At 67.5% G+C, this 24,904-nt stretch carries 26 protein-coding genes; 15 read left to right on the top strand and 11 right to left on the bottom strand.

The window, feature by feature from the left end:
- Positions 1 to 106 precede the first annotated feature (106 nt).
- The gene (locus tag C7I55_RS18030) at positions 107 to 979 is read right to left on the bottom strand and encodes a DMT family transporter (protein ID WP_106514417.1); all 873 of its coding nucleotides are present in this window, start codon (positions 977 to 979) and stop codon (positions 107 to 109) included.
- 178 nt (positions 980 to 1,157) lie between these two features.
- Between C7I55_RS18030 and C7I55_RS18025 the strand changes: the two genes are divergently transcribed.
- The 10 genes from C7I55_RS18025 (at position 1,158) to C7I55_RS17980 (ending at position 11,064) form a co-directional block, all read left to right on the top strand.
- Positions 1,158 to 1,844: a FadR/GntR family transcriptional regulator gene (locus C7I55_RS18025; protein WP_158266485.1), complete on the top strand. Its 687-nt coding sequence runs from the start codon at positions 1,158 to 1,160 to the stop codon at positions 1,842 to 1,844.
- A gap of 13 nt (positions 1,845 to 1,857) precedes the next feature.
- Positions 1,858 to 3,027: an FMN-dependent L-lactate dehydrogenase LldD gene (gene lldD, locus C7I55_RS18020; RefSeq protein WP_106514415.1), complete on the top strand. Its 1,170-nt coding sequence runs from the start codon at positions 1,858 to 1,860 to the stop codon at positions 3,025 to 3,027.
- Positions 3,024 to 4,244, top strand: a complete 1,221-nt coding sequence (locus tag C7I55_RS18015) for a rhamnogalacturonan acetylesterase (RefSeq protein WP_106514414.1) — start codon at positions 3,024 to 3,026, stop codon at positions 4,242 to 4,244. Before lldD ends, C7I55_RS18015 begins: the two co-directional genes overlap by 4 nt.
- Before the next feature lies 1 nt (position 4,245).
- Positions 4,246 to 5,193 carry an alpha/beta hydrolase gene (locus C7I55_RS18010; RefSeq protein ID WP_106514413.1) on the top strand — a complete coding sequence of 316 codons (948 nt, stop codon included), beginning with the start codon at positions 4,246 to 4,248 and terminating at the stop codon, positions 5,191 to 5,193.
- Between the two features lie 215 nt (positions 5,194 to 5,408).
- The gene (locus C7I55_RS18005; RefSeq protein ID WP_106514412.1) at positions 5,409 to 5,723 is read left to right on the top strand and encodes an L-rhamnose mutarotase; all 315 of its coding nucleotides are present in this window, start codon (positions 5,409 to 5,411) and stop codon (positions 5,721 to 5,723) included.
- 11 nt (positions 5,724 to 5,734) lie between these two features.
- Positions 5,735 to 6,847 (top strand): beta-galactosidase BglB, encoded by a 1,113-nt coding sequence (gene bglB / locus C7I55_RS18000; RefSeq protein WP_106514411.1) that lies wholly within the window; start codon positions 5,735 to 5,737, stop codon positions 6,845 to 6,847.
- Between the two features lie 71 nt (positions 6,848 to 6,918).
- Positions 6,919 to 8,454: an MFS transporter gene (locus tag C7I55_RS17995; protein WP_106514410.1), complete on the top strand. Its 1,536-nt coding sequence runs from the start codon at positions 6,919 to 6,921 to the stop codon at positions 8,452 to 8,454.
- 37 nt (positions 8,455 to 8,491) lie between these two features.
- Complete coding sequence (gene rpiA, locus C7I55_RS17990; protein WP_106514409.1) at positions 8,492 to 9,196, top strand: ribose-5-phosphate isomerase RpiA; 705 nt, start codon at positions 8,492 to 8,494, stop codon at positions 9,194 to 9,196.
- A gap of 75 nt (positions 9,197 to 9,271) precedes the next feature.
- The gene (gnd, locus tag C7I55_RS17985) at positions 9,272 to 10,249 is read left to right on the top strand and encodes a phosphogluconate dehydrogenase (NAD(+)-dependent, decarboxylating) (RefSeq protein ID WP_106514408.1); all 978 of its coding nucleotides are present in this window, start codon (positions 9,272 to 9,274) and stop codon (positions 10,247 to 10,249) included.
- Complete coding sequence (locus C7I55_RS17980) at positions 10,246 to 11,064, top strand: HAD family hydrolase (protein WP_106514407.1); 819 nt, start codon at positions 10,246 to 10,248, stop codon at positions 11,062 to 11,064. Before gnd ends, C7I55_RS17980 begins: the two co-directional genes overlap by 4 nt.
- 5 nt (positions 11,065 to 11,069) lie before the next feature.
- Here C7I55_RS17980 and C7I55_RS17975 read toward each other — a convergent pair whose 3' ends face one another.
- Complete coding sequence (locus tag C7I55_RS17975) at positions 11,070 to 11,969, bottom strand: DUF6683 family protein (protein WP_106514406.1); 900 nt, start codon at positions 11,967 to 11,969, stop codon at positions 11,070 to 11,072.
- A gap of 205 nt (positions 11,970 to 12,174) precedes the next feature.
- On the opposite strand from C7I55_RS17975, the gene C7I55_RS17970 reads away from it, so the two are divergent.
- Positions 12,175 to 12,639: a hypothetical protein gene (locus tag C7I55_RS17970; RefSeq protein WP_106514405.1), complete on the top strand. Its 465-nt coding sequence runs from the start codon at positions 12,175 to 12,177 to the stop codon at positions 12,637 to 12,639.
- On the opposite strand, the gene C7I55_RS17965 is transcribed toward C7I55_RS17970, so the two are convergent.
- Positions 12,561 to 13,616, bottom strand: a complete 1,056-nt coding sequence (locus tag C7I55_RS17965) for a D-cysteine desulfhydrase family protein (RefSeq protein WP_106514404.1) — start codon at positions 13,614 to 13,616, stop codon at positions 12,561 to 12,563. The genes C7I55_RS17970 and C7I55_RS17965 overlap by 79 nt on opposite strands.
- Before the next feature lie 136 nt (positions 13,617 to 13,752).
- Here C7I55_RS17965 and map point away from each other — a divergent pair, with 136 nt between their 5' ends.
- The gene (gene map / locus C7I55_RS17960) at positions 13,753 to 14,583 is read left to right on the top strand and encodes a type I methionyl aminopeptidase (protein WP_106514403.1); all 831 of its coding nucleotides are present in this window, start codon (positions 13,753 to 13,755) and stop codon (positions 14,581 to 14,583) included.
- 69 nt (positions 14,584 to 14,652) lie between these two features.
- Positions 14,653 to 15,420: a ThuA domain-containing protein gene (locus C7I55_RS17955; protein WP_233222282.1), complete on the top strand. Its 768-nt coding sequence runs from the start codon at positions 14,653 to 14,655 to the stop codon at positions 15,418 to 15,420.
- Positions 15,421 to 15,449: 29 nt separating this feature from the next.
- Here the strand turns inward: C7I55_RS17955 and C7I55_RS17950 are convergent, their stop codons facing one another.
- Positions 15,450 to 16,364: a LysR family transcriptional regulator gene (locus tag C7I55_RS17950; RefSeq protein WP_106514402.1), complete on the bottom strand. Its 915-nt coding sequence runs from the start codon at positions 16,362 to 16,364 to the stop codon at positions 15,450 to 15,452.
- A gap of 101 nt (positions 16,365 to 16,465) precedes the next feature.
- On the opposite strand from C7I55_RS17950, the gene C7I55_RS17945 reads away from it, so the two are divergent.
- Together C7I55_RS17945 and C7I55_RS17940 are read left to right on the top strand one after the other, a co-directional pair.
- The gene (locus tag C7I55_RS17945) at positions 16,466 to 17,188 is read left to right on the top strand and encodes an SDR family oxidoreductase (protein ID WP_106514401.1); all 723 of its coding nucleotides are present in this window, start codon (positions 16,466 to 16,468) and stop codon (positions 17,186 to 17,188) included.
- 10 nt (positions 17,189 to 17,198) lie between these two features.
- Entirely contained in the window at positions 17,199 to 17,663 is a 465-nt protein-coding gene (locus C7I55_RS17940; RefSeq protein WP_106514400.1) for a carboxymuconolactone decarboxylase family protein, read from the top strand.
- 126 nt (positions 17,664 to 17,789) lie between these two features.
- On the opposite strand, the gene C7I55_RS17935 is transcribed toward C7I55_RS17940, so the two are convergent.
- From C7I55_RS17935 to C7I55_RS17905, 7 genes are all read right to left on the bottom strand, one after another.
- Complete coding sequence (locus tag C7I55_RS17935) at positions 17,790 to 18,329, bottom strand: hypothetical protein (protein WP_106514399.1); 540 nt, start codon at positions 18,327 to 18,329, stop codon at positions 17,790 to 17,792.
- Positions 18,330 to 18,584: 255 nt separating this feature from the next.
- On the bottom strand, positions 18,585 to 18,851 hold the full coding sequence (locus tag C7I55_RS17930) for a hypothetical protein (RefSeq protein WP_106514398.1): 267 nt from the start codon (positions 18,849 to 18,851) through the stop codon (positions 18,585 to 18,587).
- Positions 18,852 to 18,936: 85 nt separating this feature from the next.
- Positions 18,937 to 20,553, bottom strand: a complete 1,617-nt coding sequence (gene groL, locus C7I55_RS17925) for a chaperonin GroEL (RefSeq protein WP_106514397.1) — start codon at positions 20,551 to 20,553, stop codon at positions 18,937 to 18,939.
- A 57-nt stretch (positions 20,554 to 20,610) separates the two neighbouring features.
- Complete coding sequence (locus C7I55_RS17920; protein ID WP_106514396.1) at positions 20,611 to 20,898, bottom strand: co-chaperone GroES; 288 nt, start codon at positions 20,896 to 20,898, stop codon at positions 20,611 to 20,613.
- Positions 20,899 to 21,066: 168 nt separating this feature from the next.
- Positions 21,067 to 23,379, bottom strand: coding sequence for a xanthine dehydrogenase family protein molybdopterin-binding subunit (locus tag C7I55_RS17915; protein ID WP_106514395.1), 2,313 nt, complete (start codon positions 23,377 to 23,379; stop codon positions 21,067 to 21,069).
- Positions 23,376 to 24,356: an FAD binding domain-containing protein gene (locus C7I55_RS17910; RefSeq protein ID WP_106514394.1), complete on the bottom strand. Its 981-nt coding sequence runs from the start codon at positions 24,354 to 24,356 to the stop codon at positions 23,376 to 23,378. Before C7I55_RS17910 ends, C7I55_RS17915 begins: the two co-directional genes overlap by 4 nt.
- Entirely contained in the window at positions 24,353 to 24,856 is a 504-nt protein-coding gene (locus tag C7I55_RS17905; protein ID WP_106514393.1) for a (2Fe-2S)-binding protein, read from the bottom strand. The genes C7I55_RS17910 and C7I55_RS17905 overlap by 4 nt, the downstream gene beginning before the upstream one ends.
- Positions 24,857 to 24,904 lie beyond the last annotated feature (48 nt).

Here is a 24,904-nt window from a genome sequence, read left to right as displayed (position 1 = left end):
CCTGCTAATCCAAAGCGTGGCGTCCCGGAAGCGGCAAATGGTGGCGGGAGAAGGATTATTCGGCATCTGCCCGGCAGGCGGACAGGCGATACACCAGGTCCGAGGCTCAGGGAGTTTGCGCGCGCGATCCCGGCCGCCGCAAGGCGACGACGAGTACGCCTGCCATGGCGAGCAATGCGCCGGCGACCATCCGCCCGTCGAACCTGTCGCCGGTGATCAGGATGCCAAGACCGATCGTGGCGAGCGGCGTCATCAACGTCAGGGGCGCGATCAGATTGGCCTCGTAGCGCGCGATCAACCCGTAATAAGCGGTGTGCGCGGCGACCGAGCCGATCAGCGCCGAATAGAGGATCGCCGCCAGCAGCGGCCAGCCGCCGGCGACCATGGCGCCGGCCTGGCCGCTTTCGAACAGCAAGGATCCGCCCAGCAGAGGGAAGAGCGACGAGAAGGAGACCCAGGCCTGGAACTGGAGCGGGCGAACGTCGACCATCTGCTTCATCATCACGGCCCCGAGCGATCCCGATGCGGCGCCGGCCGCGACCAGCAGCAGCCCCGGCGACAAGGTAAATCCGCCGGGTCGCCAGATCACCAGCAAGGCGCCGGCGACGGTCAGCGCGATGCCGGTCCCCCGGCGGGCGTCGATCCGCTCGCCGAGCATCGCCACCGATAGCAAGGTGGTGAGCGGAACGTTGATCTGCATGACGATCGCCGCCGCCGACGGGCTGGCGGTGCGCAGCCCCAACGCGAGCAAGGCAAAGCCGGCGCCGCCCATCAGCAGGCCGATGATTGCGATCCGCCACAAGGGCCGCGGTGCCGGCAGCAGCCATCGCCAGGTCACCAAAGCGACGATCCCGAAGCGCGCGGCGACGAAGGCCAGCGGCGGACAGCCGAGCTGGGTGACGACGATCTTGCCGACGACATTGTTCAGCCCCCAGGCGAGGCAGACGAGAAAGAAGATGAGGAAGTCGCGCGGGGACAAGGTGCATTCCTGGAAGCGGTGGGCGAGGGATTGGTGCCGGGGTAACGACGAGGCGCGGGATCCGTGGCACCTTACGCCTTCACCGCAACAGGCTTTTCTTTGAAGCCTTTGCAAGCGCTGCGATTTGGGCTTGTGTTGGACGGAGCTTTTGTATGACAAGTCCGAGGTGGAGAATCCAGTGCCTCGTCCCGATCTCTTGAGCGCCCAGCTTGCCCAGGCGCTCGGTCGCGCGATCGTCGCCGGCGACATCGCGGTCGGAAGCAGCCTGCCGACCGAAGCGGACTTGTGCCGGCATCATAGCGCCAGCCGCACCGCGGTGCGCGAAGCGCTGAAGATGCTCGGCGGCAAGGGCCTGGTATCGGCGCGGCCGCGGCTCGGCGCATCCGTGCGCGACAAGCAGCATTGGTCGATGCTCGATGCCGACGTGCTGCGCTGGATGCGCGATGCGCCCGTCGATCATGCGCTTTTGCTCGATCTCGCCCAGCTTCGCCTCGCCATCGAGCCGGAGGCCGCGTCGGCGGCGGCGCTACGCCGCGATCCGCAGGCGCTCGGCAATATCGCAGCCGCGCTGGAGGCGATGGAAGGCGATCCGGTCGAGGCACTGGCAGCCGATATCGCCTTCCACGCCGAATTGCTCCGCGCCAGCGGCAATCGCTTCTTCGCCTCGCAAGCCTCGATGGTCGAGAACGCTTTGTCGATGTCGATCCCGGTGACCAACGCCGCCAAGCAGGTCGCCAAGGCCGACGTCGAGGCCCACCGCATCGTCTATTTCGCCATCCGCAACGGCGATGCCGCCGCCGCGAGCCTTCATGCCCGCGCCCACATCCTGGAATCGGTGCGGCTGCTGCAGGAAGGCCGGGAATGAAGGACATCTCCGCATGAAGGCCGCCTCGGTCATCGACTATCGCGAACTGGCGCGGGCGCGGCTGCCGAGATTCCTCTTCGAATATATCGACGGCGGCTCCTATGCCGAAGTGACGCTGAGGCGGAACATCGCCGACCTGGAACAGGTGGCGTTGCGTCAGCGGGTGCTGCGCGACGTCTCCACCATAGACTTGTCGACGCGGCTGTTCGGCCAGGAACTGGCGATGCCGGTGGCACTGGCGCCGATCGGCCTTGCCGGGATGAATGCGCGGCGCGGCGAGCGCCAGGCGGTGCGCGCCGCCGAGAAAGCCAGCATTCCGTTCACCCTCTCGACGGTGTCCGCCTGCGCCCTCGCCGAAGTTGCCGAGGCGGCCGCGAAACCCTTCTGGTTCCAGCTCTACATGATCCGCGACCGCGGCTTCATGAAGGATCTGCTTGCCGAAGCCGCTGCGCTCGGGTGCCCGACGTTGATGTTCACCGTCGACATGCCGGTGCCCGGATCCCGCTACCGCGACTACCGCTCCGGCCTTGCAGGCGCGCCAGGCCTCAGGGGTGCGGTTCGTCGCACCCTGCAGGCGATGATGCGGCCGCGCTGGGCATGGGACGTCGGCATCCACGGCCGGCCGCACGCACTCGGCAACGTCGCGCCAGTGCTCGGCCCCAACACCGGGCTCGAAGACTTCTTCGCCTGGATGCGCAACAATTTCGAACCGAATGTCGGCTGGCACGACATCGAATGGATCCGCTCGCAATGGAGCGGATCCATCGTGATCAAGGGCATCCTCGACGCCGACGATGCGCATTTGGCGGCGGAGGCCGGCGCCGACGGCATCGTCGTCTCCAACCATGGCGGCCGGCAGCTCGACGGCACCCTGTCCAGCGCCCGCGCGCTGCCGCCCATCGCCGACAGGCTCGGCGGACGGATGACGATCCTCGCCGACGGCGGCATCCGCTCCGGCCTCGACGTCGTCCGCATGCTCGCGCTCGGCGCCGATGGCGTGCTGCTCGGCCGCGCCTGGGCCTATGCGCTCGCCGCCGGCGGCGAGAAAGCGATCACCCACATGCTCGATCTCGTGCGCGCGGAGATGAACGTCGCGATGGCGCTGACCGGCACCATCCGCATCGCCGACATCGACCGGAGCATCGTCCACGATCTCGGCACGCCTGACCTCGGGGCGGCATGATCGAGCTCGCGATCGCCGCATCGATGATCACGTCTCCCGCCGCTCCCGATCTGTGGCGTTTCTGCCTCGAAGGACGGAAAGCCGGCTGCACTGCGGTTGCCGCGTCGACTCGCTATGAGGATGCAAGCGGCCATGGCTGGGAGGATCCGGCGCGCTTCTCGGTCAAGGTGCCGGAGGGCAATTACCGGGTCACCGTGACCTTCGGCGGCGGTCGCACCCCGTCGGCGACCACGATCAAGGCCGAGGCACGGCGACTGATGGTGGAGGATGTCCGCACCCGCGCGGGCAAGACCGAAACGCGCAGCTTCGTCGTCAACGTCCGCACCCCCGCCCTCCCTGCGCCGCCGGAAAATGCACCGGGCGGCACCGCGGTGCGGCTCAAGCCGCGCGAGATCGGCAGTGCCACCTGGGACGATCGGCTGACCCTGGAAATCCTCGGCGCCGCGCCGCGCGTCACGGCGATCGACGTCGAGGCAGTGGACGTGCCGACCCTCTATCTCGCCGGCGATTCCACCGTTACCGATCAGCAGGCGGAGCCGGCGGCGAGCTGGGGGCAGATGCTGACCCGCTTCGTCGGCCCCGACATCGCCGTCGCCAACCATGCCGAGAGCGGCGAGACGATGAAATCCTTCCTGTCGGAGCTCCGGCTCGACAAGATGCTGTCGCGGATGCAGGCGGGCGACTGGCTGATCATCCAGTTCGGCCACAACGATCAGAAGACGCAGTGGCCGCAAACCTATGTCGAAGCGGGCACCACCTACAAAGCCTATCTCAGGGCGTTCATCGCCGAGGCGCGGCGGCGCGGGGCGACGCCGATCCTGGCAACCTCGCCCGAGCGGCGCAATTTCGATGCGGCGAGGCGGATCATGCCGAGCCATGGCGACTATCCGGAGGCGGTGCGGCAGGTCGCCCGCGAGGAGCAGATCGGGCTGATCGATCTCACCGCGATGACCATTGCGTTCTACGAAGCGCTCGGGCCGGATCGCGCGCCGCTGGCCTTCAACGACGGTGGCAAGGACAAGACCCACCACAATGCTTACGGCGCCTACGAACTCGCCCGCATGGTCGCGGCCGGCCTTGCGAACGCCGATCCGCGGCTTGGCGCTCTGCTGCTGCCGGAGGCGCGGCACTACGACCCGGCACGGCCGGCGCCGCCCGAGACGTTTCAGCTGCCGGCGAGCGGCCTCCGCTCCGATATCCGGCCCGACGGGAACTAACATGGTCGATCGCAGAGATTTCCTGATCGGCGGCCTCGCCGCGGGCATCGCCGCTCCGGCGCTGGCCGAGGCAGGCGTCGCCAGACGCCCGTATCGAACGATCAGCCTGTGGCCCGGGCGGCCGCCTGGCGGCGAAGGCGTGACCGTCACCCCACGGGCGATCTTGCGCAGCCCGACCTCCCCGCCCGACGACCTCGCTTTCTACGGCATCACCGAGCCGACGCTGACCATCGTCCGTCCCGAGCGGCCCAACGGCTTCGCGCTGCTGATGGCGCCCGGCGGCGGCTACGAGCGGATCGCCACCTCGCCCGACGGCGGCGGCCTCGCCCATTTCCTCGCCGGGCAGGGTTTCACGGTCGGCGCGCTTCTGTACCGCCTGCCTTATGACGGCTGGGCGGCCGGACCCGACGCGCCCTTCCAGGACGCCCAGCGCGCCTTCCGCCTGCTCGCCCGCGAGGCCGGCGACGGCACCAGGGTCGGCGTGGTCGGCTTCTCGGCCGGCGGCCACGTCGCCGGCAGCCTCGCCAGCCGCTTCGCCCAGCGCAGCTACGAGGCGGTCGATGCGGACGATGCACGCCCCGCCCGCCCCGCTTTCGCCGGGCTGTTCTTCCCGGTGATCACGATGACCGAGCCTTATGCCCACGGCCCGTCGCGGCGGAACCTGATCGGCAAGGTGCCCGATGCCGAGCGGATCCGGCGCTGGTCGCTCGAGCAAAACGTCCCCGCCGACATGCCGCCGACCTTCGTCACCGCCGCCGCCGACGACAGGACGGTGCCGGTCGAGAACAGCTTGATGATGTTCGCCGCGCTGCGCCGGCAGAAGGTGCCGAGCGCGATCCACATCTTCGATTTTGGCGGCCACGGCTTCGGCAAGCCCGGCGATGCGACCGGCCCGGGACATTTCTGGCCTGCCCTGTTCGAGGACTGGCTCAGGCGGCAAAGGATCTAACGCCCGAGCCCCCGCCACCCACCATCCGTCGAGCTGAGCCTGTCGAAGCCCTTTATTTTCTTGAGGAAGGAAGAAAGGAAAGAGCTTCGACAAGCTCAGCCCGAACGGAGCAGGAGTTGACGATATCCCATATTGCGGGACATAATCTCAAAATATGGCTATTCAATCGAACCCCAGCGCGGCATAAGGCGCCGAGAGGAAGAGAGGAGAGGACCGTGGAGACCCACGCCTTCCGCATGCAGCTGAAGCCCGGCATGGTGGACGAATATCGCCGCCGCCACGACGCGATCTGGCCGGAACTGGCCGCGCTCCTTCGCGACGCGGGGATCAGCGATTATTCGATCTTCCTCGATCCCGAGAGCCATGCGCTGTTCGCGACGCTGAAGCTGGCCGCCGACAACCGGCGCGACACCCTGCCCGCCCACCCGGTGATGCTGCGCTGGTGGGATCACATGGCCGACCTGATGGAGGTCGAGCCCGACAACAAACCGCGCGAATGGCCGCTCGTGCCGATGTTTCATCTTCCGTAGGAGAGCCTGAAATGGCCGCCACCAACCACGACATTCCCCGCACCCGGATCACCGACGCGATCGGCCGGCTGATGGACAATCTCGTCAACATCAAGGACGAGACCGGCGAGTTCCTGCTTCATCTCGAAGACGGACGGATCATCGACACCAAGGGCTGGGCCGGCTGGGAATGGACCCACGGCGTCGGCCTGTTCGGCATGTGGCGCTATTACGAGCAGACCGGCGACAAGGCCGCGCTGCAGATCATCAAGCAATGGTTCGAGGATCGCTTCGCTGAAGGCACGCCGACCAAGAACATCAACACGATGGCGCCGTTCATCACCCTCGCCTATCTGTACGAGCACGAGCCGGACCCGCGCTACATCCCCTATCTCGACACTTGGGCGGAATGGCTGATGGCGCCCGACGGACTTCCCAAGACCGAGGAAGGCGGCTTCCAGCACATCGTTTATAACGACGTGAATCCCGGCGAGATGTGGGACGACACGTTGATGATGTCGGTGCTGCCGCTGGCCAAGATCGGCCTGCTGCTGAACCGCCCGCATTACATCGAGGAGGCCAAGCGCCAGTTCCTCGTCCACATCAAATATCTGTTCGACAAGAAGACCGGCCTCTGGTTCCACGGCTGGGATTTCAACGGCCGGCACAATTTCGCGGAGGCGCTCTGGGCGCGCGGCAATTGCTGGGTGACGATCGCGATCCCCGAGATCATCGAGATCCTCGATCTCCCGCCCGGTGACGCCTTCCGCACCTTCCTGATCGACACGCTCGCCGCCCAGGTGAAGACCCTGGCCGAGACCCAGGACGAAAGCGGCCTGTGGCATACGCTGATCGTCGATCCGAGCTCGTACCTCGAAGCCTCGGCGACTGCCGGCTTCGCCTACGGAATCCTGAAGTCGGTGCGCAAAGGCTATCTCGACCGCCGCTACGAGGCGGTCGGCCTGAAGGCGGTCGAGGGCGTGCTCGCCAATATCAGCGAGGACGGCGAGCTCCAGCAGGTCTCGTTCGGCACGGCGATGGGCGACACCCAGCAATTCTACAAGGACATCAAGCTGACCTCGATGCCTTACGGCCAGTCGCTGGCCGTGCTCGCGCTCGCCGAGTTCCTGCGTACCTACATCTGATCCGCACCGCCGCCGAGCACCCGGCAAGAGGTGCAGGCGGCAGCCCAGCTGCTTTCTGAGAGGATCCGCTCATGGCCATCACCGGCGCCTTTGCCCCGACCGGGACTCGTCCCGTCCGCTGGTACAATTACGGCGCCTACGGATCGATGGACATATTGGGCGCCGGATCGATGGCGGTGATCAGCGGCTGGGTGCTGATCTTCTACACCACCTTCTGCGGATTGGAGGCGTGGCAGGCCGGGCTGATCTTCACCGTCGCCCGCGTGCTGGACGCGATCGCCTCGCCGGTGATCGGGCACATCTCCGACAATATGGGCTATACCGCGCTCGGGCAGAGGTTCGGACGGCGGCGCTTCTTCCTGCTCGCCGCGATCCCGCTGCTGCCGATCTTCGCGACCATGTGGGTCGCGGGCCAGGGGTTCTGGTATTATCTCGTCACCTACGTGGCGTTCGAGCTCGTCTACGCGATGGTGATCATCCCCTACGAGACGCTCGCCGCGGAAATGGGCAAGGACTACAAGACCAAGGCCAAGTTCGCCGGGGTCCGGATCCTGTTCGCCCAGGCATCGGCGATCGTTGCCGGATTCGGGCCGAAGATGCTGATCCAGTGGCTCGGCGAGGACAGCCCCGACACCTTCCTCTACATGGGCATCCTGTTCTCGGGCCTGTTCATGATCACCGCCGCTCTGCTGTTCCTGCTCAGCTGGGAGCGGCCGCCGTCGGAAGTCTCCGCCCTGCGCAGCGGCGCTGGCAAGCCGAGCGTCGGCGCGGCGATCAGAGCGCTCTACCAGAATCTGTTCTCGACCCTGCGGATCCGCGCATTCCGGCTGCACCTTGGAATGTATCTCGGCGGCTATATCAGCCAGGACGTGTTCAACGCCGCCTTCACCTTCTTCGTGGTGTTCGCGCTCGCAGGATCGATCAGCGTCGCCTCGACCCTGCTCGGCACGATGTACATCGTCCAGTTCGTCGCCGTCATGATCGCGATCAATCTCGCGCTGCGGATCGGCCCCGCCTTCGCCTATCGGCTGGCGGCGGCGAGTTTTGCGATCGGCGTGATCACCCTGCTGGCGATGTGGAGCGCCGGGATTCGCTCCGGCGACCTGTTGCTGTGGGTGCCGATCGCCTTCGCAGGCCTGGGCCGCGGCGCGCTCAATTTCATTCCCTGGGCGACCTACAATTACATGGCCGACGTCGACGAGATCGTCACCGGCCGCCGACGCGAAGGCGCCTTTGCCGGCGTGATGACGTTCATCCGCAAGCTCACCCAATCGGCCGCCGTTCAGGGCGTCACCCTGATCATGAGCCTCGGCGGCTTCGTTTCGGGCGCCAAGACCCAGAGCCCCGAAGCGATCACCACTCTCGCGGTCGTGCTCGGCGTCGGCACGATCGGGATGCTGATCTTCGGGGTGATCGTCTCCTACCGGTTCAGGCTCGATCCCGCGACGCACGCGGTGCTGATGGACGAGATCGACCGCTTCAAGACCAACCCGGACGCACCGACCTCGCCGGAGACCCGGGCGGTTGTCGAGGATCTGTCGGGCTGGCCGCACGAGACATTGTGGGGCAAGAACCCGGTCGCGCAGGCAGGCATGATGCATCCCTGATCTTGGCCCGGATGCCGGACCACGCCATGGTTCGCGCATGAACGACGTCGACTTCCGCAAGCGAGCGGCCGCCAGGGCGGCGGTGGACGAGATCGAACCTGGCATGCTGGTCGGCCTCGGCACCGGCAGCACCGCCGCGTTCGCCATCGCCGCGCTTGCCGACCGGGTTCGCGCGGGCCTCACGATCCGCACCGTCGCAACCTCCAGGGCGACCGAAGCGGCGGCCGAAGCCGCCGGGATGGGGGTTCTCGACATGGCGGATTTCGGCCGCGTCGATCTCGCGATCGACGGCGTCGACGAGATCGATCCGGCGTTCCGCGCGATCAAGGGCGGCGGCGGCGCGCTGCTGCGCGAGAAGATCGTCGCGGCCGCCGCCGACCGCATGATCGCGATCGCCGACGCAAGCAAGTGCGTGGCGCGGCTCGGCCGCCCTATGCTGCCGCTGGAAGTGCTGCCGTTCGCGCGCAGCTTCGTCGCCGACGCGGTCGCGGCGCTCGGCGGCACGCCGATCCTGCGGACGGCGGGGGGCGCGCCGGTCCTCACCGATCAGGGCAATGTGCTGATCGACTGTGGTTTTCCCGGGCTCGAGGATCCTGCCGCGCTCGCTCATGCCTTGGGGCAGATACCGGGCGTGCTCGGGCACGGCCTGTTCCTCGACGAGATCGACGCGCTCTACGTCGCCGGCGAGGATGGCGTCAGACTATACGAACGTAGAGGTTCTCACCCGATCGGGGTGCGCTAACCAGGCGCTTTCCGTTTGCCGCCTCGATCCACAGCTTTTAACGCCGCATTCAGTCTTCGAAGGAGCTCTTGCGCAATGCGATTGGCGATGATCGGCCTCGGCCGCATGGGGGCGAACATCGCCCGCCGACTGATGAAGCATGGTCACGAGATCGTCGCCTACGACCATTCGGCCGATGCCGTTCAGGCGCTGAGCGCCGAGGGCGCGGCCGCGGCGTCATCGCTCCAGGAGGCCGCTGCGCTCCTGTCCGGTCCGCGGATCTTCTGGGTGATGCTGCCGGCCGGCGATCCGACCGAGGCGACGATCGAGACGCTGATCGGCCTGGGCGCGCCCGGCGACATCGTCATCGACGGCGGCAACAGCTTCTTCAAGGACGATATCCGTCGCGCCAAGGTCTGCGCCGAGAAGGGCATCCATTATGTCGACGTCGGCACGTCGGGCGGCGTCTGGGGCCTGGACCGCGGCTATTGCATGATGATCGGCGGCGACAAGGAGACGGTCGAACGGCTCGATCCGATCTTCGATTCGCTTGCCCCGGGCTACGGCAACGTGCCCCGCACAATCGGCCGCGAGGGTCAGGACGACCGCGCCGAGCGCGGCTACATCCATGCCGGACCGGCCGGGGCCGGTCACTTCGTCAAGATGGTCCATAACGGCATCGAATATGGGCTGATGCAGGCCTATGCCGAAGGCTTCGACGTGCTCAAGGGCCGCATGTCGGAGCGGCTCCCGGAAGAGGAACGGTTCGACATCCATCTGCCCGACGTCGCCGAGGTGTGGCGGCGCGGCAGCGTGGTCTCGTCCTGGCTGCTCGACCTGTGCGCAGGCGCACTCGCCCGCGATGAGGCGCTCGAGCAGTTCAGCGGCCGGGTCGCCGACAGCGGCGAGGGCCACTGGACGGTCAACGCCGCGATGGAAGAGGCGGTGCCGGTCAACGTCCTCTCGGCCGCCTTGTTCGCGCGCTACCGCAGCCGCAGCGACACCACCTTCGGCGACAAATTGCTGTCCGCGATGCGCTTGGGCTTCGGCGGCCATGTCGAGATGCCGCAATGAGCCTACCCATCCGCCTGGTCGTCTCCGACGTCGACGGGACCCTGGTGCGGTCCGACAAGACGCTGTCCGACGCGGTCGTCGCCGCGGCGGCCCGTCTGCGCGCGGCCGGCGTGCATTTCAGTCTGATCAGCGCAAGGCCGCCGAGCGGCATCGTCTGGATCGCCGAGCGGCTCGGCCTGCGCGGCCAGATCGGCGCGTTCAACGGCGGCACGATCCTGGAACCGGACGGGCGCGTGCTGAGCGCCGCGCGGCTGGAGCCCCAGGTTGCGGCGCAGAGCCTTGAGACGCTGACCGGCGCGAAGGTCGACATCTGGCTGTTCGCGGACGGGAATTGGTACGCGCTCGACGCGAACAATCGGCGGGTGCCGCGCGAGAAATTGTCGAGCAACGTCGATCCTGTGATCGTGCCGGATCTGAGGTCGCTGACCGCCAATGTCGACAAGATCGTCGGCGTCTCCGACGATCATGCGCTGCTCGCCCGGCTCGAAGACGATTTGTGCGGTACCTCGGCGGGACAGGCGACCGTTGCGCGCTCCCAGCCCTACTTTCTCGACATCACCGCGCCGGCCGCGAACAAGGGCGACGGCGTCGCCGCGCTGGCGGCGGCGGCTGGCGTGACGCTGGCGGAGGTCGCGGTGATCGGCGACATGCGCAACGATCTGCCGATGTTCGCCCGCGCCGGCTTCTCGATCGCAATGGGCCAGGCGCCGGAGGAAGTGCGCGCCGCCGCCGACGCGGTCACCCTGTCGAACGACGAAGACGGCGTCGCCCACACCATCGATGAGATCCTGCTCGGCCGGCTCGCCGAGGCCTGACCGGCCTATCCGCGATCGGCCCGATGCGATCGGCGGCCACGCGAAAGCAAAAGGCCGCCGATCAGCCCGGCGGCGCCGGCGCCAACGATTGGAGCGATGATCCCGTAATCGCCGTCTTCCTGCTGCGCCCCTGCCAGCTTCGGGGCATCGGGTTCCCCGGCCTCGGACTTCGCGCCGTCGCTGGCCTGGAAGCCGTCGTCGGTCAGCTCCATCGTCGCAAGATCGAGGCCGGAGGCCCGCGCGCCCTTGGCGACGGACTCTGCGACCTGACGAAACAGCGCAGGATCGTTCTTCGCACGTTCCATGAAGGCGCCGATCAGCATCGCCAGGATCAGATTGGACTCCGCCACTTCCTGCTTCACGGCATCGCTCCCGCCGGCAATCTCCGGCACCGCGGCCATCGCGCGCGCCGCCTGGGCGCGGACCGCGGCGATCTGGCGCGCGGGCGGGGTGTCGGACCGCTGGCGCGAGGCGAGCCAGGCATTGAGCCACCAGATCGCATAGGCATCGCCGACATTGTCGGTGCGCATGCCGAAGGCCGTCAGCTCTTTGCCGATCCTGTCGATCACGTCGGCGGAGGCGAGTTCCTTCTCCAGCGCCGCGGCGCCGGTCGGGTCCTGGACTCGCATCCTGTCGACGAACCTGGCAAAATTCGCGCGGCGGCGCTCGACCGATGGGACATAGGTCAGCCGCTCCGTCGGCGCCGGCGCCGGCGCCGGCTGCGCCCGCGACGGCCGGCGAGTCACCGTTTCGCGCGCCGCGTCCATCACCGCTTCTTCCTCGGCGTAGATGCTCATTCCGGTCATGTCGATCGCGTCATAGACCTGGGCCGCCGCCGGCGATGCGGACCAGGCAATGACAAAGATGAGGGCGGCCGCTCTACGGAGACGCTTCCCGGATCGCATCGACATTCTCCCGAATGAATGGCCGACAGGTGGTGCGCAACGCGGTTCGAGAGGTCAAGATGCCACCGAACCGCCTTGACCGATGCAGCGCTTTCGACCGAGGCTGCCGGCAATGACCCGTGCCTGTCCAGTTCGCGCCCGGCCGATGTGCCGACGCTCGATGTCGTCTCAGTCAAGGCCACGCCGTAACAGGCTCCTCGCGGCGTTGAGCCTGATCGGCGTCGCCTGTTCCGCGGCCGCGCCGGTCGCCTCACCGCGCGATCCGGCCGGCGCGGTGGCGGATTCCCGCATCCCTTTCCGCGATCCCTATCGTGCCGACATGGTGCAGAGCGCCGACCGCACCCTGCGCGCGCTCAAGGCGGATGGCGGCGAATGCCTGGAGGCGCGCTTCCTGCGCGTGCGGGTGCAGCAAGCACCCAATGTGCTTCCGGGCTATCGCCGGGAATTGCGCCCCAACTGGCAAGCCGAAGACTTGGCGGCGCCGCCCTTCACCACGGGTCAGTCGTTCCGCAACGGTGCGGCTCGGTTTGCCGTCGCGGTCGCCGACCGGCCGCAGGATGGCTGGACCGGCATCGTCATCGTTACCAACACCTATTGGGATGCCGCGTCCCGGGACGCGCTGACGGCCTGCCGGGGGCTCCGGTCCTCGTCCCGGAAGGCGGGTTCGTAGGCGAACAGGCCGGGCACGCCGCCGGTCATCACGAACAAGGAAGGTCCGCTGGCCTCGGCCGACCGGATCGCCGCGATCAGGCCGGCAAAGGCCTTCCCGCCGTAGACCGGATCGAGCAGCAGTCCCTCGGCCCTGGCGACGAGGCGCACCGCCTCCAGCATCGCCGCCGTCGGGATGCCGTAGCCCTCGCCCCGCTGGCCGCCCAGAACGACGATATCGTCGTCGGCAAGCGCGGCCTCAGGGTCGAGCAGCTTCAGGGTTTCGCGCGCCAAATCCCGGGTCGCCGCTTGCGCCTGCGCAAGCGGCGCGAGCACGGTGTAGGATTGAACCCGCCGAGGATCGTCACCCGCCGCGGCGAAGCCGGCGGCAAGCCCGGCATGGGTTCCTGCGCTGCCGTTCGGGATCACGATCCGTTCGAAGCGGAGCCCGAGCGCCGCTTCCTGCGCCAGGATCTCGTGCGCGCAGGCGGCATAGCCGAGACAGCCGATCGGCGACGATCCCCCTGCCCCGACGACGTAGGCCTTGCGGCCCTCGGCCCGCAGCTGCTCGGCGCGGGCTCGGGCGAAGGCCAGCGTGTCGGTGTCGCCGGAGACATGGTGGAGCCGGGCGCCGAATAGACCGTCGAGCAGGACGTTGCCGTTGCGCCGATAGCTTTCGTCGTCGCGGTCGACCATGTCGGCAAGCACCAGCTCGCAGGCAAGGCCGGCACGCGCCGAGGCGGCGGCGGACAAGCGGGCATGGTTGGACTGCCGGCCGCCGGTGGTGACGAAGGTGTCGCAGCCTTGCGCCTGTGCGTCGGCGATCAGGAATTCAAGCTTGCGCAATTTGTTGCCGCCGCCGCCCACGCCCATCACATCGTCGCGCTTGACGAACAGGGGCCGTGCCGTGTCCCCGGCGAGGATCCGCTCGAGCCGGGCGAGGCGCTCGATCGGCGTCGGTCCGCTCAGCAGCGCCAATCGCGGCCGGTCTTCGAGCATAAGTGGGTCCTCCTCAGGTTCTCGACGTGACCGTAGCTGCCCCGGAGGGCTAAATCGACCAGGGTCGCGGGCCCTTCACGCGCCCGGGGACGCATCCGCCCTCGAAAAAGCGGCGCGGAATGCCTAGCTGATCGTCATGACCCAATATCTTCAGGTGACTCCGGCGACCCCCGCCGCCCGCGGCCATGCGATCAAGCTTTACGGCCCCGAGGGCTTCGCCGGCATGCGCAAGGCCGGCCGCCTCTCGGCCGAGATCCTCGATGCGCTCGTCCCGCTCGTCGTTCCCGGCGTCAGCACCGCCGAACTGGACGATTTCGTGCGGGAGCGGATCCTTGCCGCCGGCGGGATCCCGGCGAACATCGGCTATAGCGGCTACCAGCATGCGACCTGCATCTCGATCAACCACGTCGTCTGCCATGGCATTCCGGGCGAGAAGAAGCTCAAGGCCGGCGACATCCTCAACATCGATCTGACGTCGATCATCGACGGCTGGTACGGCGATACGAGCCGGATGTATTTCGTCGGCGACGTGCCGGTGAAGGCGCGCAGGCTCGTCGACGTCACCTACGAATGCCTGATGCTCGGCATCGAACAGGCCAAGCCCGGCAATCACCTCGGCGACATCGGCCACGCCATTCAGCGGCACGCGGAGAAGCACAGGATGGGAGTCGTCCGCGATTTCGTCGGCCACGGCGTGGGGCTCGTCTATCACGATCTGCCGGACGTCTATCATTTCGGATCGCGGGGAACCGGGCCGGAGCTCCGTCCCGGGATGATCTTCACGATCGAACCGATGATCAACGCCGGCCGCGCCGACACCAAGGTCCTCGACGACGGCTGGACCGCGGTGACCCGCGACCGCAGCCTGTCGGCCCAGTTCGAACATTCAGTTGGAATTACCGAAACCGGGTGCGAGATCTTTACCTTGAGCCCCGCCGGACTGGATCGGCCGCCTTATTCCGCCTGAGCCGCCGATCGGCTAATCCTCCCGCGCCGGCCATGATGGGCCACGCGATCATGTTGCATGGGAGAGATGATGAACCGGATTGCCCTCGCGCTTGGCGCCTTCGTCGCTCTGACCGCCCCGGCGAGCGCCCGGGCGGAAAGCCAGTTCAAGCTGCTCGTGCTCTCCATCCCGAACAAATATCATTACGAATATATTCCGATCGCGCGCGACAGCCTGGAGCGGCTCGCCAAGCTCCACGCCTTCGAATTCACCTGGACCAACGACACGGCGGCGTTTGAAGGCGATCTTGGGCAATATGCGGCGGTCATGTTCCTCAACACGCCGGGCGAGGAGCTGAACCCCACCCAGCGCGCCAAGTTCGAGGCCTATATGCGCGACGGCGGCAATGCGATCGTCGTCCACCGCGCGGCGATCACGCCGCCCGACAATTGGGCATGGTACGAGAAATTGGTCGGTCGGCGTGTCGGCGTCCACCCGATGCTGCAGACCGGGGTGGTCACGGTTGAGGATGCGGGCTTTCCGGCAACCTACGGCGTGCCGCCCCGCTGGATCTGGAGCGACGAATATTACGTCACCACCAATCCCTACAATGTTCGCATCAACCCCGTGCTGAACGTCGACGAGACGAGCTACGACCCCACCAAGATCTGGCCCGGCCAGGTTGCCAGGCCGATGGGCAAGGATCATCCGATCGCCTGGCACCATCGCCACGAGAAAGGCCGCGTGTTCGTCACCACGCTCGGGCATAATGGTGAGATGTACCGCGATCCGACCTATCTCGCGCATCTGATGGGCGGGATCTACTGGACGGCGACAGGCCTGGGCCAGCGGCGGTAACGAGGGCCGGCTGTCGGTCGGGCTGCGCCCTAAAGCGTGCCGGTCGCCGAATTGGGGCTGTTGTGACGGACGTGGTCGATGAGGGCGCGGAGCTTGGGCGCCGCGTTCCGGCGGCTGGGATAGAAGAGGTAGAAGCCGGGAAAGGCCGGGCTATAGTCTTCGAGGATCGGAACGAGCTCGCCGCGATCGACCCAGGGCCGAAAGCTCTCCTCCATTCCGAAGGTGATCCCGGCACCGGCGACGGCGAGCTTGATCATCAGCGCCATGTCATTGGTGGTGATCTCCGGCGCGACCGCGACGCTGAACTCCCGGCCCGCTTCGGCGAATTCCCAGCGATAGGGCGCGGCTTCGGGCGCCGGACGCCAACCGATGCAGCGGTGCGCCGACAGCTCGCGCGGATGGGCCGGGACGCCGAAGCGGTCGCGGTAATGCGGCGCGCAGAAAGCGAGTTGCCGCTGCGCCCCGCTGACCGGCACCGCGATCATGTCCTGCTCGATCACTTCGCCCAGGCGAACGCCGGCATCATAGCCTTCGGCGACGATGTCGAATTCATGATCGGTCACGTTGATGTCGATCTGGATCTCGGGGTTCGCCTCAGCGAAGCCGGCGAGCAGCGGCCCGGACAGGAAGCGCTCGGCGATCGACGAGACCGCGATCCGCAGCTGGCCGCGCGGGCGCCCGCTCAGGCTGCCGGTGGCTTCGACCGCGGCGCGCATGTCGGCGATCGCCGGCGCCACCTCCTCGTAGAGACGCGTGCCGGCTTCGGTGAGGCTGACGCTGCGGGTCGTCCGCTGGACGAGCGCGATGCCGAGCATCTCCTCGAGCCGGCGGATCGTCTGGCTGACCGCCGACCGGGTGACGCCGAGCTGGTCCGCGGCGGCGCGAAAGCTGCGTGCCTCGGCAACGCGGGCGAACACGGCAAGAGCGTTAAGATCGGCAAGCATTGGTTAGCTCCGCTTTCCAGCCTGGTAAGGAATGTTCAGCTTATCACGACAGTCCTGCGGGTCCATATTCCGGACACCCACAATCCGGAAAGGAACAGATCATGGCCCTCGACAAAGTCGTCCTCGTCACCGGAGCCTCGAGCGGGATCGGCGCCGGGATCGCCCGCGAGCTCGGCCGTGCCGGCGCCAGGCTCGTGCTCGGCGCACGCCGCGTCGATCGCCTCGAAGCGCTGGCCGAAGAGATACGGAGCGCAGGCGGAGAAGTGCTGATCCGGCGCCTCGACGTCGTCGACCGCGCCGATGTGGCCGCCTTCGCCGACGCCGCGCGCGAAGCGTTCGGCCGGATCGACGTGATCGTCAACAATGCCGGCATCATGCCGCTCTCGCCGATGTCCTCGCTGAAGGTCGACGAATGGGACCGGATGGTCGACGTCAACATCAAGGGGGTGCTCTACGGCATCGCCGCGGTCCTGCCCGAGATGACGGAACGCGGCTCCGGCCACATCATCAACATGGCGTCGATCGGCGCGTTGTCGGTGGTGCCGACGGCGGCCGTCTATTGCGGGACCAAATTTGCCGTTCGGGCCATCTCCGAGGGGCTGCGGCAGGAGAATGATCGTATCCGGGTGACCTGCATCTATCCGGGCGTGGTCGAAAGCGAACTGGCCGACACGATCACCGATCCCGCGGCTGCGGAGGCGATGCAGACCTATCGCGCCATCGCGCTCAAGCCGGACGCGATCGCGCGCGCGGTGCGCTATGCGATCGAGCAGCCGGACGATGTCGACGTCAGCGACATCGTCGTGCGGCCGACGGCGAGCTGAGGCGGTGACGATGCCAGTCTCTCGTCCGCACCGGGCCGTCCTGCTTCTGCTGGCGGCCCTCCCGGCACATGCCCATGCGCAATCGACCGACCCGCGGCTGCAGCGCGGCGAGGCGGTGATCCGGAGCCTCAACAAAGGCGCGCCGCAACCCGTCCTGGAGGGCATGCGGCGCGACTTTCCGGCGCTTGCCGATGCCACCCAGGGCTATGCGCTCGGCGAAATCTGGTCGCGGCCCGGGCTCGACGGCCGCACGCGCCAGCTCGCCGCCGTCGCAGCCTTCGCAGCGATGGGGGAGCCCGCTTTCCTGAAGGTCCACGCCGGCTACGCGCTCAACATCGGCGTCAGCGAAGCGGAGCTGAAGGAGATCGTCTATCTGACCACCGTGACGGCCGGCTTCCCGCGCGCGATCGCCGCGTCGCAGGCGCTGTCGGAGCTGTTTGCGGAACGGCGCGACGCTCCGCCGGGTCGACGGTGATCGGCCGCGGCCAAATCGCCTGAGCATCCGGGCAACGAAAAGGCGCTCCGGCTTGGCCGGAGCGCCTCTCGCATTCGCTTGTTCCCGCGGCAGCCCCGATGTTCGGGCCGCCAGCCAGAAGCTCGCTTAGATGACCGATGCCGTCCGCGAGCGCGTCGCGCTGTGGCCGCCATAACGGTAGAGGATTTCGCGCGCCGTTTCCGCGCTGATTCCGGCCTCCCGGGCATCCACCGAGACGAACACGCCGCCGTCGTGGATCCGGCTCTCATAATAGGTCGCGTCTTCGTCGCTCACGCCGTGCTTCTTGAGCAGGCCGCTGAGGCCGCCCGCGAGAGCACCCGCGCCTGCGCCGATCGCGGCGGCTTCGGGGACCGCGGAGGCCGCGATCGCGCCGGCCGCGGCCAGCGGGCCGACGCCCGGAATGGCGAGCGCCGCAATACCGAGAAGCGCGCCGACACCGCCGCCGGCAAGAGCGCCCTTGATCAGGCCTTCACCCTTTTCCTTCGCCTCATGGGTGTGGGCGTCGCCATATTCGCCGCTGCCGCTGTCGCGGTTCGCGATTATCGAGAGGGCGCTGTCCCGCACGCCCGCCTGCCGCAGTTCGCGGACTGCGGTTTCGGCTTCCGAGTGGCTGTCGAACACGGCCGATACGATATTGTCGCTCATATACGCTCTCCTGATGTACTAGCCCCCGCTCGCTTGCCCCAACATCCCGGCCGCTCCGACGTTCCAAATTTATCGCGTGCAGGCAGTCGCCGGCATCGGCATCTGGTCTCCGCGCCGCGCCGCCGCCCCGCTACCTCGGACGTCCGCCTCATCCGCCGCGATCTCGCCGGACCGTACAGTGTTGAGTCGGCGGTTGGCGCCCGGGCACCGGCCCCGCCTGAGCGAACCGGCGCAGCCGGCCCGGGACCAGGCGGCTCAGCGCGGCTCTGTTTCCGCCTGCCGTTCGGCGTCCTCGGCACGCTGCTCGGGGGTCATCGCCAGGTTGGCGGCCTTCCGGTAGGCGGCGAGGTCGGCAGGGTCCATCCGGGCAATGATATCGTCGCGCGCAGCCCGCACGCGGGCAAGTTCGGTCGATCCCGGCGCGTTGACGCCGAGCCCGTTGAGACGGGTCTCGCAGTAGCCGAGGTGCATCTGATCGCGGTTCATCTCGACCGGCGCGGCGGCGACACTTTGCTTCTTCATCGGGGAGCGTTCCTTCAGGGATAGAGCGAGGTTCGGAAGCGGCCATGTTCAGGTCGTCGGACGACATGCCTGACAGCAGATCGCCTCAATAGTCCGCCCGTGCCGGGGCCGCGGCCGGATCTTCGTCAAGCTCGGCCACGGCAGCCTCCGTGGTGATCAGCAGCGACGCCACCGACGCCGCGTCCTGAATCGCCGAGCGGACGACCTTGGTCGGATCGATCACGCCGGCGGCAACGAGATCCTCATAGTCCCCGGTCTGCGCGTTGAACCCGGAATCGGGATCGTTGCGGTCGATCAGCCTTCCGGCGACGACGGCGCCGTCGTGACCGGCATTTTCGGCGATCTGGCGCAACGGCGCGGGCAGGGCCCTGCGGACGATGTCGATCCCGCTCGACTGATCGTCGTTCGCCCCCGACAGCCCATCGAGCGCCCTGCGGGCGTAGAGCAAAGCGGTGCCGCCGCCGGGCACGATGCCTTCCTCCACGGCGGCGCGGGTAGCATGCAGCGCATCCTGGACGCGGTCCTTGCGCTCCTTGACCTCGATCTCCGACGATCCGCCGACCTTGATCACGGCGACGCCGCCGGCGAGGCGGGCAAGCCGCTCCTGCAGTTTCTCCATGTCATATTCGCTGTCGGAGCGTTCGATCTCCCCGCGGATCGCATCGACCCGCGCGGCGAGCGCCTCGGCCGGACCGGCAGCATCGACGATCGTTGTGCTCTCCTTGTCGATGGTGACGCGCTTGGCCGATCCGAGCATGTCCAGCGTGACGTTCTCTAGCTTGATGCCAAGATCCTCGCTGATCGCCTGGCCGCCGGTGAGAACCGCGATATCCTCGAGCGTCGCCTTGCGGCGGTCGCCGAAGCCGGGCGCCTTGACTGCCGCGACCTTGAGGCCGCCGCGCAGCTTGTTGACGACGAGCGTGGCCAGCGCCTCACCCTCGATATCTTCGGCGATGATCAGCAGCGGACGGCCCGATTGGGCGACCGCCTCCAGCACCGGCAGGATCGCCTGCAGGTTGGAGAGCTTCTTCTCGTAGAGGAGAATATAGGGATCGGCGAGCTCGACGAGCAGCTTCTCCGCATCGGTGATGAAATAGGGGCTGAGATAGCCGCGGTCGAACTGCATGCCTTCGACGAGATCGAGCTCGAAATCGAGGCCGGTGGCCTCCTCGACCGTGATCACACCCTCCTTGCCGACCTTCTCCATGGCTTCCGCGATCTTCTCGCCGACGATGGTATCGCCGTTCGCCGACACGATCCCGACCTGCGCGATCTCGCGCGTGCCGGAGACCGGCCGCGATCGCACCTTGAGGTCCGCGACGACCGCCGTGACGGCAAGATCGATGCCGCGCTTCAGGTCCATCGGGTTCATGCCCGCGGCAACACCTTTCATTCCCTCGCGCACGATCGCCTGGGCGAGCACGGTGGCGGTGGTGGTGCCGTCACCGGCATGATCCTCGGTCCGGGAGGCAACCACGCGCAGCATCTGCGCGCCCATATTCTCGAACTTGTCCCGGAGCTCGATCTCCTTGGCGACGGTGACGCCGTCCTTGGTGATACGCGGGCTGCCGTAGCTGCTGCCGAGAACGACGTTGCGCCCCTTGGGGCCGAGCGTGACCCTCACCGCATTGGCGAGGATATCGACGCCGCGGGTGATGGCTTCGCGCGCCTCGCGCCTGAATCGTACGTCCTTGGCTGCCATGTGCTCAAATCCTCGTGAAAGTGTCCGTGCGGCCGCGCCGCACGGCGAATATCTTGGTCAGCCGACGATCCCGAGGACGTCGCTTTCCTTCATGACGAGCAGGTCTTCGCCGCCCAAGCGGACTTCCGATCCGCTCCATTTGCCGAACAGGATCCGGTCGCCGGCGCTGACATCGAGCGGGATCCGAGATCCGTCTTCGGCGCGCAGGCCGGTACCGACCGCGACGATCTCGCCTTCCTGCGGCTTTTCCTGGGCCGTGTCGGGAATCATGATTCCGCCGGCCGATTTCGCTTCGGCCGCGACGCGGCGGACGAGGAGGCGGTCGTGCAATGGTCTGAAGGTCATGATCGGCTCACCGTTTGCTGGGCCACGACGGAGCGTCGCGTTCTCACAACCGGTAGCCAGCGCTGCCTCTGCGGTTGGCGCTCTCCATCCGAGAGTGCCAACCTCTGCTAAGCGCGCTTATTCGGCCCAGGTCAATCGGTTTAAATTCGCCCGGTCGCCGGCGGACGGTCAGAGCAGCTTGTCGAGCGTGATCGGAAGCTCCCGGACCCGCTTGCCCGTCGCGTTGAACACGGCGTTGGCGATTGCTGCGCCGACCCCGGTGATGCCGATCTCGCCGATCCCGCGGGCGCCGAGCGGCGAACGCGGATCGGCGATGCCGGTCCACATCACCTCGATCTCGGGCACGTCCAGATGCACCGGGATGTGGTAGTCGGCGAGTGTCGCGTTCATGATCCTGCCGCTGCGCTCGTCGAACAGGGTCTCCTCGGTCAGTGCCAGACCCAGACCCATGATCATCCCACCCCTGAACTGGCTGGCGGCGGTCTTCGGGTTGAGGATCGTGCCGCAATCGAAGGAGCCGAGCATTCGTTCGACCCGGATTTCGCCGGTAACATCGCTCACCCGGACTTCGCAGAAGATCGCCGACGAGCTGTGCATCGCGAATTTCAGCATTTCGAGCGGGGCGCTGCCGGCGGCGTCGACGACGATCTCGTCCCGTGCCGCGCGGGCGAGGATCGAGCGGTAGCTTTCATGGCGCGAAGGATCCTCGATCGCGCCGATGCCGCCATCGAGGAGGCGGACGTCGCCGGCGCGAAGGCCGGCGAGCGGAGAATCATTGCCGGCGAGGCGAAGCAGCTCGGCGGTGAGCTTTTCCGACGCCGCCATGATCGCCGCGGCCAGCGACACCGTCTGCGAAGATCCGCCCGCCATCGGCCCCGCCGGGAGTGCGGAATCGCCGAGCTCGAAGCCGATCGCCTCGACCGGCAGGCCGAGCCGGTCGGCTGCGTGCTGGACCTGCACGGTCGCGGTGCCCATGCCCATTTCCTGCGCCGAGCTGGCGATCGTCGCCGATCCGTCGCTGCGCAGGGTCAGGCGGACATTGGCGCCGGGCATGCGGGCATAAGGGAAGCTGCCGCTCGCACAGCCGAGGCCGATGCGCCATTCGCCATCGCGGAGCGTGCCGGGCTCCGCCTGCCGCCGAACCCAGCCGAACCGCGCCGCGCCCTGTTCATAGGCCTGGATAAGCGCGCGCTGCGAGAATGGAGATCCGTGGATGGGATGGCGATCCGGCTCGTTGCGGCGCCGCAGCTCGATCGGATCGATACCCATTTCATGCGCGAGTTCGTCGACTGCGCATTCGACCGCAAAGGTGCCGATCGCCTCGCCGGGCGCGCGCATATAGGTGTTGGGCACGATATCGAGATCGAGGTGGCGCTGGAGGATCTCGAAGCTTTTCGAGCGATAGAGTGCGCGGGTACACAGGCTATATTGTTCAGGGCACGCGCCGTGCGGCGGCATGATCGAATAGCCGGTGTGGACGATCGCCGTGAAGCGGCCGTCGGCGTCGGCGCCGAGCGCGACGCGCTGCTCGGACGGACTGCGACCGCCGACGATGCGGTAGACGCCCTCGCGGCTGAGGACCAGGCGCAGGGGCCGTCCGGCCAGCTTCGCCGCCGCTACGGCGACCACCTGGTGATCCCACAGCCCCTTGCCGCCGAAGCCCCCGCCGACGAACGGCGAAAGGACTCGCACCTTGTCCTTCTTGAGACCGAACAATTTGGCGAGCGCCTTGGCGCTGGAGGCGACCATCTGAATGGTGTCGTGGACGACCAGCGAGTCGCCGTCCCAGGCGACCGTGACGGCGTGGAGCTCGATCGCATTGTGGTTCTGGCCCGGCGTCCGGTAGACATTGTCGACGCGGTGCGCCGCGGCGGCGAGCTCGCGCTCGGCATTGCCGACGGACACGTGGTTCTTCTCGATCAGGATCGATGCCGGAGTCCGCGCATCGGTCTTGGCCTCTTCGAACCGGGTCTTGCCAGGTTCTGCCGCATAGTCGATCTCGATCAGCGACGCAGCATGATCGGCCTGCTCCTGCGTTTCGGCGACCACCGCAGCGACGACCTGACCGTTATAGCGAATGGTCGCATCCTGGAGGATCGGCAGGCTGCTGTTGCCGACCGCCGAGAGATCGGTGACTCCGATCAGCGGCACGAGGCCGATGCGGGGCATGTTGCGATGGGTCATCACCAGGATCACGCCCGGCGTGGCTTCCGCCGCCGCGGTGTCGAGGCGCGTGATCCGGCCGCGCACAATGCTGGAGTAGACCAGCGCCGCATAGGACAGCCGCTGCAGCGGCACTTCGGCGGAGAAGCGCGCCAGGCCGCCGACCTTGGCTGGACCGTCGAGACGATTGTCTTGCCGCCCGATCGCGGCGCTGCGCCCGATCAGCGGATCCGGAGTGCCGCCGGGCAGCCATTGCGCCGGCACCCAGCCAAGCGCCGTCTTGACCGACGCAATGACGGCATTCTGCATCCTGCTCATCGGTCGCTCCCGCTCAATTCGGCAAGAAGGGCGCTTAAGGTGCGCCCGGCCAGGTCGATCTTGAAGGCGTTGCCGGGAAGCGGCGCGGCGTCTGCGAACTCGGCGGCCATGGCGGCGTCGATCGCCGCCTGCGTGACGGCCGCGCCGCGCAAGGCGGCCTCGGCCCGGAACGCACGCCAGGGTTTCGGCGCGATGCCACCGAAGGCGATGCGGATGTCGGCAACCCGGCCTTCCTCGATCACCAGGCCCGCCGCGACCGAGACCAGGGCGAACGCATAGCTCGCCCGGTCGCGCACCTTGCGGTAAGCGGAGGGTCCCGCGAATGCGGGAATCTCGACCGCCTCGATCACTTCGCCGGGCTCCAGCAGCGTCTCGAGATCGGGACGGTCGCCGGGCAGACGATGGAAGTCGACGAGGGCAATCGCGCGGGTGCCGGAGGCGCCGGCCACCCGGACCCGCGCGTCGAAGGCGGCAAGCGCGACGCACATGTCGGACGGGTGGACGGCGATGCAGGCGGGCGAACCGCCGATGACCGCATGATAACGGTTGAACCCCCCATAGGCGTCGCAGCCGCTGCCCGGATCGCGCTTGTTGCAGCGGGATCCGGCCTCATCCTGGAAATAGAGGCAGCGGGTGCGCTGCATCAGATTGCCGCCGATCGTGGCCATGTTGCGGACCTGCGCCGAGGCGCCCGCGAGGATCGCACGGGCGAGCATCGGCGTTCGGCTGCGGACCAGTGGATGGGCCGCGACTGCGCTGTTGCGGGCGGCGGCACCCACGAGGAGCGATCCATCCTCCGCCAACGCGATCGTCTCCGACAGCTGGGTGACGTCGATCAGGCCAGTCGGCCGTTCGATCCCCTTGCGCATCAGATCGACGAGGTTGGTCCCGCCGCCGAGCAGCCTGTGTCCCGGCGCGGCGCTGCTTTCGAGCGCCTGCGCCACCGACGCTGCGCGATGATAGGTGACCGGGTTCATGCCGCCTGCTCCTCCGCAACCCGCAGGATCGCGTCGACGATACCGTTATGGGCACCGCAACGGCACAGATTGCCGCTCATCCGCTCGCGTATCTCGTCGCGCGTCGGGAGCGCGGGTGCGGTCAGGTCGGCGGTGACGTAGCTCGGTACGCCCGCAGCGATCTCGCGCAGCATCGCCGCCGCCGCGCAGATCTGGCCGGGCGTGCAATAGCCGCACTGGAAGCCGTCATGCGCGATGAACGCGCTTTGCAGCGGATGCGGCGCCTCGGCGCTGCCAAGCCCTTCGATGGTCGTGACCGATCGCCCGTCGGCCTGTGCGGCCAGGGTCAGGCAGGAGAGGACCCGCGCGCCGTCGACGAGCACGGTGCATGCGCCGCACGCGCCCTGGTTGCAGCCGACCTTGGTGCCGGTGAGATGAAGCTGCTCGCGCAGCAGATCGAGCAGCGAGACTCGCGCATCCTGCGGCGCGGCGACCTCCTGGCCATTGATCCTGATCGCCATCGTCGCTCCTTGCGGTGGGAACGCGCCTTCCGCGCTCGCACCCCAAAT

The organism is Allosphingosinicella deserti (assembly GCF_003012735.1).
Classification (GTDB): domain Bacteria; phylum Pseudomonadota; class Alphaproteobacteria; order Sphingomonadales; family Sphingomonadaceae; genus Allosphingosinicella; species Allosphingosinicella deserti.
The sequence above is the reverse complement of the archived record's forward strand: the minus strand, read 5'-3'. Positions and strand labels throughout refer to the sequence as shown.

What these genes read in the sequence shown, in the direction of transcription:
- lldD (WP_106514415.1), top strand. Translation starts at nt 1,858, where the DNA reads ATGAAGGCCGCCTCGGTCATCGACTATCGCGAACTGGCGCGGGCGCGG.
- C7I55_RS18015 (WP_106514414.1), top strand. Translation starts at nt 3,024, where the DNA reads ATGATCGAGCTCGCGATCGCCGCATCGATGATCACGTCTCCCGCCGCT.
- C7I55_RS18010 (WP_106514413.1), top strand. Translation starts at nt 4,246, where the DNA reads ATGGTCGATCGCAGAGATTTCCTGATCGGCGGCCTCGCCGCGGGCATC.
- bglB (WP_106514411.1), top strand. Translation starts at nt 5,735, where the DNA reads ATGGCCGCCACCAACCACGACATTCCCCGCACCCGGATCACCGACGCG.
- C7I55_RS17995 (WP_106514410.1), top strand. Translation starts at nt 6,919, where the DNA reads ATGGCCATCACCGGCGCCTTTGCCCCGACCGGGACTCGTCCCGTCCGC.
- rpiA (WP_106514409.1), top strand. Translation starts at nt 8,492, where the DNA reads ATGAACGACGTCGACTTCCGCAAGCGAGCGGCCGCCAGGGCGGCGGTG.
- gnd (WP_106514408.1), top strand. Translation starts at nt 9,272, where the DNA reads ATGCGATTGGCGATGATCGGCCTCGGCCGCATGGGGGCGAACATCGCC.
- C7I55_RS17980 (WP_106514407.1), top strand. Translation starts at nt 10,246, where the DNA reads ATGAGCCTACCCATCCGCCTGGTCGTCTCCGACGTCGACGGGACCCTG.
- C7I55_RS17975 (WP_106514406.1), bottom strand. Translation starts at nt 11,969, where the DNA reads ATGCGATCCGGGAAGCGTCTCCGTAGAGCGGCCGCCCTCATCTTTGTC.
- C7I55_RS17965 (WP_106514404.1), bottom strand. Translation starts at nt 13,616, where the DNA reads ATGCTCGAAGACCGGCCGCGATTGGCGCTGCTGAGCGGACCGACGCCG.
- map (WP_106514403.1), top strand. Translation starts at nt 13,753, where the DNA reads ATGACCCAATATCTTCAGGTGACTCCGGCGACCCCCGCCGCCCGCGGC.
- C7I55_RS17955 (WP_233222282.1), top strand. Translation starts at nt 14,653, where the DNA reads ATGAACCGGATTGCCCTCGCGCTTGGCGCCTTCGTCGCTCTGACCGCC.
- C7I55_RS17950 (WP_106514402.1), bottom strand. Translation starts at nt 16,364, where the DNA reads ATGCTTGCCGATCTTAACGCTCTTGCCGTGTTCGCCCGCGTTGCCGAG.
- C7I55_RS17945 (WP_106514401.1), top strand. Translation starts at nt 16,466, where the DNA reads ATGGCCCTCGACAAAGTCGTCCTCGTCACCGGAGCCTCGAGCGGGATC.
- C7I55_RS17940 (WP_106514400.1), top strand. Translation starts at nt 17,199, where the DNA reads ATGCCAGTCTCTCGTCCGCACCGGGCCGTCCTGCTTCTGCTGGCGGCC.
- C7I55_RS17935 (WP_106514399.1), bottom strand. Translation starts at nt 18,329, where the DNA reads ATGAGCGACAATATCGTATCGGCCGTGTTCGACAGCCACTCGGAAGCC.
- C7I55_RS17930 (WP_106514398.1), bottom strand. Translation starts at nt 18,851, where the DNA reads ATGAAGAAGCAAAGTGTCGCCGCCGCGCCGGTCGAGATGAACCGCGAT.
- groL (WP_106514397.1), bottom strand. Translation starts at nt 20,553, where the DNA reads ATGGCAGCCAAGGACGTACGATTCAGGCGCGAGGCGCGCGAAGCCATC.
- C7I55_RS17920 (WP_106514396.1), bottom strand. Translation starts at nt 20,898, where the DNA reads ATGACCTTCAGACCATTGCACGACCGCCTCCTCGTCCGCCGCGTCGCG.
- C7I55_RS17915 (WP_106514395.1), bottom strand. Translation starts at nt 23,379, where the DNA reads ATGAGCAGGATGCAGAATGCCGTCATTGCGTCGGTCAAGACGGCGCTT.
- C7I55_RS17910 (WP_106514394.1), bottom strand. Translation starts at nt 24,356, where the DNA reads ATGAACCCGGTCACCTATCATCGCGCAGCGTCGGTGGCGCAGGCGCTC.
- C7I55_RS17905 (WP_106514393.1), bottom strand. Translation starts at nt 24,856, where the DNA reads ATGGCGATCAGGATCAATGGCCAGGAGGTCGCCGCGCCGCAGGATGCG.